At 39.1% G+C, this 10,156-nt stretch carries 13 protein-coding genes; 12 read left to right on the plus strand and 1 reads right to left on the minus strand.

What is annotated here, in order from left to right; all coding sequences use genetic code 11:
* Positions 1-330 precede the first annotated feature (330 nt).
* The 5 genes from WMO25_RS09320 (at position 331) to WMO25_RS09340 (ending at position 4,205) form a co-directional block, all read left to right on the plus strand.
* Positions 331-876, plus strand: a complete 546-nt coding sequence (locus tag WMO25_RS09320) for a hypothetical protein (RefSeq protein ID WP_026650125.1) — start codon at positions 331-333, stop codon at positions 874-876.
* A 331-nt stretch (positions 877-1,207) separates the two neighbouring features.
* Entirely contained in the window at positions 1,208-1,768 is a 561-nt protein-coding gene (locus WMO25_RS09325) for a sigma factor-like helix-turn-helix DNA-binding protein (protein WP_028086463.1), read from the plus strand.
* Positions 1,769-1,873: 105 nt separating this feature from the next.
* Entirely contained in the window at positions 1,874-2,179 is a 306-nt protein-coding gene (gene trxA / locus WMO25_RS09330; protein WP_028086464.1) for a thioredoxin, read from the plus strand.
* 12 nt (positions 2,180-2,191) lie between these two features.
* A complete protein-coding gene (locus tag WMO25_RS09335) occupies positions 2,192-2,512 on the plus strand; it encodes a rhodanese-like domain-containing protein (RefSeq protein ID WP_028086465.1) in 321 nt (106 codons plus the stop codon).
* Between the two features lies 1 nt (position 2,513).
* Positions 2,514-4,205, plus strand: coding sequence for an FAD-dependent oxidoreductase (locus WMO25_RS09340; protein ID WP_349085104.1), 1,692 nt, complete (start codon positions 2,514-2,516; stop codon positions 4,203-4,205).
* Between the two features lie 118 nt (positions 4,206-4,323).
* Here the strand turns inward: WMO25_RS09340 and WMO25_RS09345 are convergent, their stop codons facing one another.
* A complete protein-coding gene (locus WMO25_RS09345) occupies positions 4,324-5,007 on the minus strand; it encodes a Crp/Fnr family transcriptional regulator (RefSeq protein ID WP_044924472.1) in 684 nt (227 codons plus the stop codon).
* 110 nt (positions 5,008-5,117) lie between these two features.
* Between WMO25_RS09345 and WMO25_RS09350 the strand changes: the two genes are divergently transcribed.
* The 7 genes from WMO25_RS09350 to WMO25_RS09380 all read left to right on the plus strand — a co-directional run.
* Complete coding sequence (locus WMO25_RS09350; RefSeq protein WP_028086467.1) at positions 5,118-6,038, plus strand: response regulator; 921 nt, start codon at positions 5,118-5,120, stop codon at positions 6,036-6,038.
* A gap of 85 nt (positions 6,039-6,123) precedes the next feature.
* The gene (locus WMO25_RS09355; protein ID WP_235904592.1) at positions 6,124-6,450 is read left to right on the plus strand and encodes a hypothetical protein; all 327 of its coding nucleotides are present in this window, start codon (positions 6,124-6,126) and stop codon (positions 6,448-6,450) included.
* A 119-nt stretch (positions 6,451-6,569) separates the two neighbouring features.
* Positions 6,570-6,770: a 4Fe-4S binding protein gene (locus WMO25_RS09360; protein ID WP_028086469.1), complete on the plus strand. Its 201-nt coding sequence runs from the start codon at positions 6,570-6,572 to the stop codon at positions 6,768-6,770.
* Positions 6,767-7,351 (plus strand): 4Fe-4S binding protein, encoded by a 585-nt coding sequence (locus tag WMO25_RS09365; protein ID WP_028086470.1) that lies wholly within the window; start codon positions 6,767-6,769, stop codon positions 7,349-7,351. The genes WMO25_RS09360 and WMO25_RS09365 overlap by 4 nt, the downstream gene beginning before the upstream one ends.
* A 98-nt stretch (positions 7,352-7,449) precedes the next feature.
* The gene (locus tag WMO25_RS09370; RefSeq protein WP_028086471.1) at positions 7,450-8,223 is read left to right on the plus strand and encodes a NifB/NifX family molybdenum-iron cluster-binding protein; all 774 of its coding nucleotides are present in this window, start codon (positions 7,450-7,452) and stop codon (positions 8,221-8,223) included.
* Positions 8,224-8,412: 189 nt separating this feature from the next.
* Positions 8,413-8,799, plus strand: a complete 387-nt coding sequence (locus tag WMO25_RS09375) for a helix-turn-helix domain-containing protein (protein WP_044924454.1) — start codon at positions 8,413-8,415, stop codon at positions 8,797-8,799.
* A 139-nt stretch (positions 8,800-8,938) separates the two neighbouring features.
* On the plus strand, positions 8,939-10,156 hold a 1,218-nt coding region (locus WMO25_RS09380; protein ID WP_349085105.1), incomplete at its 3' end, for an ATP-binding protein.

A 10,156-nucleotide genomic window follows, 5' to 3' on the forward strand; every position in this document is an offset into this window, starting at 1 on the left:
TGTTATGAATTGTGCATTATTACCATTACTTTAGGATACCTACTATTTTATTCCAATTTTAGCTAACTGGCATTACTGAATCAGGGCCCCCTTTGGAGAGATAGATATTCGATGAGAACATCAGCAGTCGGGGATACATCCTTTCCCGTGAGAACCGATTGCTTTCAATAGATCATACAGTTGCCGATCAGCCAGAAATAGAAGCTATCCCACAGCGGATATTTCTGCGGAATCTGCATGAAGAGATGTTAGGACAGTGACAGACTGTGAATGGAACAAACAATACAATGATTGGTCTGGCTGCGGAAGCGGTCGGGAAGGAGGACAATTATGCAGAGAATACAGGATATGTTTATCAATATGGAAGAAGTGGCAGAGGATGCTTATAAGAATACGGAATTATTGCTGAGTCAGTATACTAAAGTAATGTTCCGTATTGAGAAGAACCTTGTGGATATAGATTATGAAATGTATGCAGAGGAAGGGAAGCATCTGAAGGAAATGTTATATGATCTGGTAGATTTCGATGCGACTGCAGAGAAACGCAGAATCCAGGAAAAGCTTCTGAATAATGATATGAATCTCTGTTTGCTGGAAATCATGAGAGATTCCCTGATAGCTTTGAGGGATTATCCAAAAAATGGACAGCTGTATTATCGGCTTTTGAAATATAGATATTTTGAAGCAGGAAATACCAATGAAGATGTGATGCTGATGCTGGATGATATGCCAAGCACTACTTATTATCGAAACCGTAAGAAAGCAATCCGTTTGTATGCAACAATGCTCTGGGCATTTACACGTCCGGAAAAGATACAGAATAAGATGGAGGAAATAAACTGGAAGAAAAGTGGAAGTAAAGTGGCAGTGAACTGACAGTAAACTGGCATGTGAATGGTATTACAATGAAAATACGTGCATGTTAGAATTGATATGCTGAGAGAAATAGACCTTCGCAGACGTAATGTTTGCGGAGGTTTTTCTTTTCTCAAATTTTAAGGCGTCAGGCTGTGCCCGGAAGGGCATGGCCTTTTTTTATACCCAAAAACAGGTTGCAGATTTGAAAAAGCTTCCTTTTTAACAGGTAGATGCCGGAAAGGAAGAGCATATCAAGATGCAGGGAAGATGCAGGCATTATGCCAGATATCCATGATTTTCGATTTGTCACAAATCAAATCAACAAAAACGACAAATCGGAGAAACAATCATGGAAGAAAGAAAATACACATTTTACGACAGATATCAGAAGGTGAAATACGCTAATATTACAGCAGAAGAGCTGGAAGTTCTTAATATTTTTTATAATAAGGAACATTATATGTTTGATCAGCAGCATCAGAGAAATAATACAGTATTATTTTGTGGATTAGAATCAGAAAACGGTTGTGCGACAGACTTTATCGCAGATAGTGGACGTGACATTGCATCGGATATTACAACTGAGATCTTCTTTAAAGAACTCTTCAGCAATCTGACAGAGAAAGAAAAGAAAATCGTGAGCGATTATTTTATCATGGGAAAACAGGTTAAAGAAACAGCAGAGGAACTGGGCATCAGCACACGTCAGGTGAGTAGAGACAAGAACAGTGCTTTGGCAAAAATGTTGAAGAGGATGAAAGCAGCTGGATATGAATCATATGCTGAGGCGGCAGGTGCATTTCTGCAGGAAAGCGATTATATTCCAACACAGATGGAGACACAGAACTCGATTATGAAGAAAAGGACCGGAGAAGTGAGACTGCCATCAGATCATAAGATGAAAAAATAAATTAGTTAAAAATTAATCATGATAATAATGTGATGATATCACAGAAAACAAATGAATTTCAGATTATAATAAAGCCACAAAAGAAAAAACAAGGAGGACTGTAAAATGTCTGCTATTAATATCAATAAAAATAATTTTCAGAATGAAATAATGGATTCCGAGAAAACCGTTCTTTTAGACTTTTGGGCTCCTTGGTGTGCTCCTTGTCGTATGGTGGCTCCTATCATAGAGGAGATAGCAAGTGAACGCCCTGATATCAAAGTTGGAAAGATCAATGTGGATGAGCAGCCAGAACTGGCAAGTAAATTTGGTATTATGAGTATTCCAACTTTGGTGGTTATGAAGAATGGGAAGATTGTAACAAAAGTTTCAGGGGCAAGACCTAAGAAGGCAATCTTAGAGATGCTTTAAGGAGGTGCGTTAATGGGATTTTTTGATTTTTTAAAACAGGCGAATATTAATCAAGGGATAGAGGAATATAAAAAGACTGCTGGTGCAGTTCTGCTGGATGTTCGTACGCCGCAGGAATATCAGGAAGGGCATATACCAGAAAGTAAAAATGTGCCATTGCAACAACTTAACAATGTTGTTTCGGTAGTGAAGAATACAGAAATACCGCTGTTTGTATACTGTTATTCCGGAGCCCGAAGTCGTCAAGCAACTGGGATGTTGCAACGAATGGGATATTCTAAAGTAAATAATATTGGTGGCATTGCTGCTTATTCAGGAAAGGTGGAAAAATAAGATGAAGGTAATAATCGTAGGCGGTGTAGCCGGAGGAGCTACAGCTGCAGCAAGAATACGAAGATTGGATGAACATGCAGAAATTACTGTGTTTGAAAGATCCGGATACATATCCTATGCGAATTGTGGGCTTCCATATTATATCGGAGACGTGATCACAGACCCAGAAGAACTTACACTACAGACACCAGAGAGTTTTTTTAAACGATTCCGTATTAACATGAAAATTCATCATGAAGTTATCTCCATACATCCGGAACGAAAAACGGTTTCAGTGAAAAATTTAGAGAATGGTGAGATATTTGAAGAAAACTATAATAAGCTGATCCTCTCTCCAGGTGCACAGCCAACACAGCCGAGACTTCCCGGAGTAGGTATGGATAAACTTTTTACACTTCGTACTGTAGAAGACACTTTTCGGATAAAGGAATATATAAATAAGAATCATCCAAAATCGGCTGTATTGGCAGGTGGCGGTTTTATTGGTCTGGAACTGGCAGAAAATTTGAGGGAGCTTGGCATGGATGTTACAATTGTCCAGCGGCCTAAGCAGCTGATGAACCCATTTGACCCGGATATGGCATCCATGATCCATAATGAAATGAGAAAGCATGGGATAAAACTGGTACTGGGCTATACAGTAGAAGGATTTAAAGAAAAGGACAATGGAGTAGAGGTTCTATTAAAAGATAATCCATCCCTTCAGGCTGATATGGTGGTGCTGGCAATCGGAGTTACACCAGACACAGCATTAGCAAAAGAAGCTGGTCTGGAACTTGGCATCAAGGGAAGTATCGTAGTGAATGACAGAATGGAAACTTCTGTACCGGATATTTATGCAGCAGGTGATGCAGTTCAGGTAAAACATTATGTTACGGGTGATGATGCGCTGATCTCTTTGGCCGGACCAGCCAACAAGCAGGGCAGGATCATCGCTGATAATATTTGTGGTGGTGACAGCCGTTACCTGGGCAGTCAGGGAAGCTCCGTTATCAAAGTATTTGATATGACAGCAGCCACTACAGGTATCAATGAAACCAATGCCAAAAAGTCAGGATTAGATGTAGATACAGTAATTCTTTCTCCTATGAGTCATGCCGGTTACTATCCTGGTGGAAAAGTGATGACCATGAAGGTGGTTTTTGAAAAAGAGACTTATCGTTTGCTTGGTGCTCAGATTATTGGATATGAAGGAGTTGATAAACGTATTGATGTGCTGGCAACAGCAATTCATGCAGGGCTGAAGGCAACCCAGCTGAAAGATCTGGATCTTGCATATGCACCGCCGTATTCCTCTGCCAAGGATCCTGTAAATATGGCAGGATTCATGATAGACAATATAGCAAAAGGTACCTTAAAACAATGGCATCTGGAAGATATGGATAAGATTTCTAAAGATAAAAGTGTTGTATTGCTGGATGTGAGAACTGTAGGTGAGTTTAATAGGGGGCATATGGATGGATTCAGAAATATTCCTGTAGATGAACTAAGGGAACGTATCAATGAAATTGAGAAGGGAAAGCCTGTTTACTTGATATGCCAAAGTGGTCTGCGCAGCTACATTGCCAGCCGTATTCTGGAAGGAAACGGTTATGAAACATACAACTTCTCCGGTGGATTCCGCTTCTATGATGCAGTGGTTAATGACCGTGCGCTGATTGAAAGGGCATATGCATGTGGTATGGATTATTAAAAAATAATCACAATAATTTTATAATTTACTTGTAGCGTAAAAAGATCCCCCATTTATTAGAATGACTTTCACAATTCTGATAAATGGAGGATTCTTTAGATGTCATAGAAAAACAGTTTTATGATCTTTGTAGTGTTTCCAGTCTTTTCGAATCAAGGATGGTGATTTTGCCGCGTGAGAGTTTGACGAGACCATCGCCCTGAAAGTATCGAAGCATTCGAGTGATCACTTCCCTGTGGGAACCAAGATGGTTTGCGATAGTTTCGTGAGTGATTTTCAGTTCATTTGTTCCTTCGATAGAGGTCTCTTCTAAAAGAAATGAAGCAACACGCTTATCCAAACTCTTCCACATGATCTGTTCAATCAGCCACATGACATCAGAAAAACGGCTAGCCATTAATTCATTGGTATAGTTTGCGACGGGAGCCGATTCCTTCATGATGTCCTTATAGATTTCAGCAGGGATGATCCAAAGATCAGTATCTTTTTCTGCTTCAATGGTTACTTCAAATTGAATGGACTGCATGATACATGAGGCGGATAAAAGACACATATCCATATCGAACAGGCGGTAAAGTGTAATTTCTCGTCCTTCATCTGAAAGTATGTAAGTTCGAAGCTGCCCGGATTTAACCAGTAATAATCCAGTACAATCCAGGTTTCCGTTGTGAATGATCGTTCCTTTTTTTACATCCCGTGTAATCAAATTGTCTGAAATTACTTTTTTCTGTGCTGTATTTAAGTCATTCCATAGTGGAAAATAATTTTCGAAGCTCATAACAGTTATCTCCTTTACGAACATAGTATACTTACTTTTTTTAGATGCGTCAATTATATAATTGACATATGCCATAAATAAAAATATACTGACTATAGTACATGACTGTTGTGAATATGAGGGAGGGATAAATAATGCAGGGAGATGTCAGTTTTACATTTTTGGACCGAATTGAAGAAGTAGAACTGAATATTGTAGATAGACGATGGCAGTCTGCACTGGCATTGGCATTGACTTTGCCAGATATTTGCGGAGGTATTGCTTTCCCGGAAATTGTTAAACATTATCGAGATGGCCGGGTTATGCTGGATCGGCAAAAGAATCCGACCCGTGATGTGGGAACCCAGTATATTCGCTGGTTTGATGAATATGCAGGGGACTACTTTAAACTATCTCAATCCGATGAAAAGCCATATATTTGCGGAGAACGCTGTTGGCAGCTTCGATGTGAATATCTTCATCAAAATAAAGGATTTTTGAATGATGAAAATAATATACGCTTTCATCTTGGACTAAACTGTGGAATGTCAGTTTGTCAGTTGGAAAGTATGAACATACAGGAGAACGGAAACGATATTCGTATAGACATAGAACAGTTTTGTCTGAGGATGTGCAAGGCAGCAAAGAGTTATTATGATAAAGTTCATTTGGAAAAAGACTTTAGTCTCTATAATACACCAGTTTTGGATTTTATTCAGGTAACACAAAAAAAGAAAGCTGCTTCTATTATTGCACTGGTCTGTGGCAGTGAACGTTATGCAAAAGGATTAAAAGAAACATTGCAATTTATTTCAGATCAGATCATGCTGTTTTACACACCGGAAAGTGCTAAAACAAGATTAGGCAGACATAAGCCGGATCTTTGGATTGTTACCGAAGATATGACGAGCCAACCGAATCAGCCATGGCGTGCGGACAGGACAACACCTGTAATTTTAATCACAGGCAATCCTGATGCTGTTGAAATTAAAAAGAATTCAGGAAAACTAACTGTTCTTTCTATGCCATTATCAATAGTTGATTTGCGGAAAACCGTCGAAATATATGTGTCGTGAGGAGAAGTTTATGCTGTACATAATACTATTATTTGTAGTTGTAGTTGTATATTTGATGATGCTTATGCGGAGACAGAAAGAAAAGATGAGCGAAATTAAAATACAAATAGATCAACTGCAAGCACAACATGATCGATTGCAGAAAGAAAGGGATCAGTTACTAGAACAGATGAATCATCTGGAAGAGCAACGAGAACACTTGCAAATGCAAACAGACCAGGCATTTCGGAGTGCTGATGAAATTGAGAAAATTTGCGATGAGATATGGCATCATGCTAATACCATCCACCTTTATTCTTCGTTATCTGAAGAAGAAAGCAAATCTATAACAACGAAAGAAAAACAAAAAGTAATTATTAGAACAACTGAGGAGATTCTAAACATTATATATAAATATAAAGGTGATGTATAATAAAAATATGTCATTCTAGTTATTAGCGTTCAAGGTAAATTCTTATGTAATAATATCACAGAAGAATTTACCTTTTTCAGGTACAATAGAGATACAAAATTTGAAAGGGGAACAAAGCATTGGCAAAAAGAGTGGCAAGTGTTGATAAAAAAAGATGTGTTGCCTGCGGAGTATGTGAAAATACTTGTCCGCTGGCAGCGGCCAAAGTTTACCATGGATGTTATGCTGTGGTAGAAGAAACAGTGTGTGTAGGATGTGGAAAATGTGCAAAGTCCTGTCCGGCAGGTTGTATTGAAATGAAAGAGAGGACAGCGATGTGAAGAAAAAGAAACATTGGTATGATTATTTATGGATATGGGCGATCCTTTATTTTGCTCTCGGTTTTTTTAATGTTTTGTTCGCTTGGTTTGGGATGATTGATTTCCTGTTGCCGTTAGGAATAGCAATATTCGGTGGAAATAAATTTTTCTGTAATCATTTGTGTGGACGTGGCCAGCTTTTTAGCAAGCTTGGTGGAGATTTAAAATGCTCAAGAAATAAACCAACCCCGCGATGGATGAGTTCAAAATGGTTCCGATACGGCTTTTTGATATTTTTCCTTACAATGTTTGGGAATATGGTATTTCAGACATATTTAGTTGGTGCCGGAGCATCCTCCTTGCGTGAAGCCATCAAATTATTCTGGACATTCCGTGTTCCGTGGGGATGGACATATACTGCCGGAACAGTAGCTGATTGGGTGGCACAGTTTAGTTTTGGATTTTATAGTTTGATGCTTACATCTTTGTTATTAGGGTTGATTGTAATGGTGTTATATAAGCCACGAACCTGGTGTACATTTTGTCCAATGGGAACAATGACGCAGGGTATCTGTAAATTAAAAAATAATGAAAAGAAGTAATGCTATAAGGTGATTCATAAAAGGCATATGTCAAAAACGTTATTGACATATGCCTTTTATAGGACTATTATATAAGAAAAGCGAGAAAGGAGCAGTTTATGCCGAGACCAGTAAAATGCAGAAAAGTCTGCCATTTCCCCAATGTTTTAGAATTTCTTCCGGCAGATGATACGGAGAAAAAAACACCCATTGTTCTGACGGTAGATGAGTACGAGACAATCCGTCTTTTGGACAAGAAAGGTTATAGTCAGGAGCAATGTGCAGCATCTATGCAGATCGCAAGAACAACGGTTCAACGAATTTACGAGATTGCCAGGAAGAAAATAGCAGATGCACTCATTGATGGATATCCACTCAGAATCGAGGGTGGGGATTTCAGAATCTGTGACGGTCAGAGCGGCAACTGCAGCTTTGGAGGATGTTACAAACAGGAAATTTACAAAAAATATGCAGCAGAAAAAGGAGAAGGTATTATGAGAATAGCAGTAACATATGAAAATGGACAGATTTTCCAGCACTTTGGACACACAGAGACATTTAAGATTTACGATGTAGAGGAAGGAAAAGTAGTACATTCAGAAGTAGTAGATACGAATGGAAGCGGACATGGCGCATTGGCAGGAGTTCTTAATGCATTGAATGCAGATGTTTTGATTTGTGGCGGAATCGGAGGCGGCGCACAGACAGCGTTAGCGGCAGCAGGCATCAAGCTTTTCGGAGGAGTTTCCGGAGACGCAGATGAAGCAGTAGAAGCTTTTATCAATGAAACACTTGAGTATAATCCGGATGTGAAATGTTCTCATCACGAGCACAACCACGGGGAAGGACATACATGTGGCGAGCATGGATGTGGAAGCCACAGTTGTCATTAAGAAGTGAGATTGCCATCGGATCATAAGATGAAAAAATAAAAGGTATTGATCTATAAAGAGGGAAGGGAACCCGCATCATCAAATTTGCTTGTGATGTCGGGTTCTCTTTTTATTTGCATAATGATATACTTTTATTGTGGTTAGAAAAATAAAGCATGTACAAAACTCATAGGAGAAAGATGTATACTTATGACAACATTTGGTGATAAAATTAGGAAGTTGCGAAAAGAGAAAAAAATGACTCAACAAAAGCTGGGTGATATGGTGGGCGTTTCTCATAGAACAATTCGATCTTGGGAAGTTGAAGGACGATATCCGAAGCAGAGTAGTTTATATCAAAAACTGGCAGATGCATTTCAGTGTCAGGTTTCTTATCTTATGAATGATAATGAAACCGTGTGCTTGGGTAATGATGAGCCAAGTGAATATGCTGGTGCTAAACAGGCAAGGCAGATTCTTGAACAGGTAGCTGCTTTATTTGCCAGTGGAACTATGACCAATGAGGACAAAACTATTTTCATGGATGAGATGACGAGACTTTATCTGGCATCAAAAAAGAACAGAAGAAAATGGTAAGAAGAAATGAACTGTTTTGTTTTCTTGCTTGATAGAAAAGAAGAATAGAACGTATAATAGTGTTAATGATCCAGAGAAGATTGCTCTGGAAATAGAATTATTCGTACCAGTGGTGCGAGTATAGAGTAGGAGTGAAAGAATGGTAGAAGATACTATGTTTTCCGGGGAATCGAAAAATATTGAGTACAAGGTATCCTTACCTGATAAAAGTGAAAAGTACATGAAGACAATCGTAGCTTTTGCCAATACACAAGGTGGCAAGCTGATTGTTGGAGTAGACGATAAAACACACCAGATTGTTGGTGTGGAAAATGATGTGTTGTTTCAGCTGATGGATGGAATTGCCAATGCAGTTTCTGATTCCTGTGTGCCACAGATCATTCCTGATATTGAGCCACAGACAGTAGACGGGAAAACGGTCATTGTTGTATCAGTAGAAGCTGGAAAGAACAGACCGTATTATCTAAAATCAAAGGGAAAAGATAATGGCACTTATATCCGTGTAGCAGGTACATCAAGACAGGCATTTCCGGAGAAGATAAAAGAACTGGAAATGGAAGGGGCCAGAATCTCATGGGATGAGCTTACTTGTGTGGGTTATCCTGTTTCAGAGGAAGCAACAGAGAAACTTTGTCAGGATATTGAAAAGTTCCGGAAGAAAGCAGGAATGTCAGAACATTCTGTAAAGAAAGAGCAGCTGATAAACTGGAAAATTTTGAAGCAGAGCGAGGGACAGCTTCTGGCAACGAATGCCTATGCGTTGCTGACATCGGATTATTTTTCATTCTCCAAAACACAATGTGCGGTATTCAAGGGAACAGATCGTGCAATGTTTCTGGATAAGAGAGAATTTACAGGACCAATCTATACACAAATCGAAGAAGCAGTAGATTTTGTATTGAGAAATATTCGGCTTGGAGCAACAATTGACGGATTGGTGCGAAAAGAGAAATATGAGTTACCACCGGAAGCAATCAGGGAAATGATTATTAATGCCCATTGTCACCGTAACCTATTAGATGAATCCTGTATTCAGGTCGCAGTTTATGATGACAGATTGGAGGTGACATCTCCGGGTGGATTATATAACGGATTAACTTATGAGGAAGTCATGAATGGTCATTCGAAGATCAGGAATAAAGGCATTGCCAATATATTCAGTCAGATGGGACTTGTAGAGGCATGGGGAAGCGGAATAAAAAGAATCCTTAATGCTGCAGAAGAGTATGGACTTCCAAAGCCGAGATTTCAGGAATTTGATAATATGTTTCGGGTAGAGTTGTTCCGAGTCAATCCAATAACTGACCAAGCTAACCAAGCTACTAACCAAGCTAACCAAGATTTAGAGAGATTAGAC

The sequence above is a fragment of the Coprococcus intestinihominis genome, from assembly GCF_040096555.1.
GTDB classification, from domain to species: domain Bacteria; phylum Bacillota; class Clostridia; order Lachnospirales; family Lachnospiraceae; genus Coprococcus_A; species Coprococcus_A intestinihominis.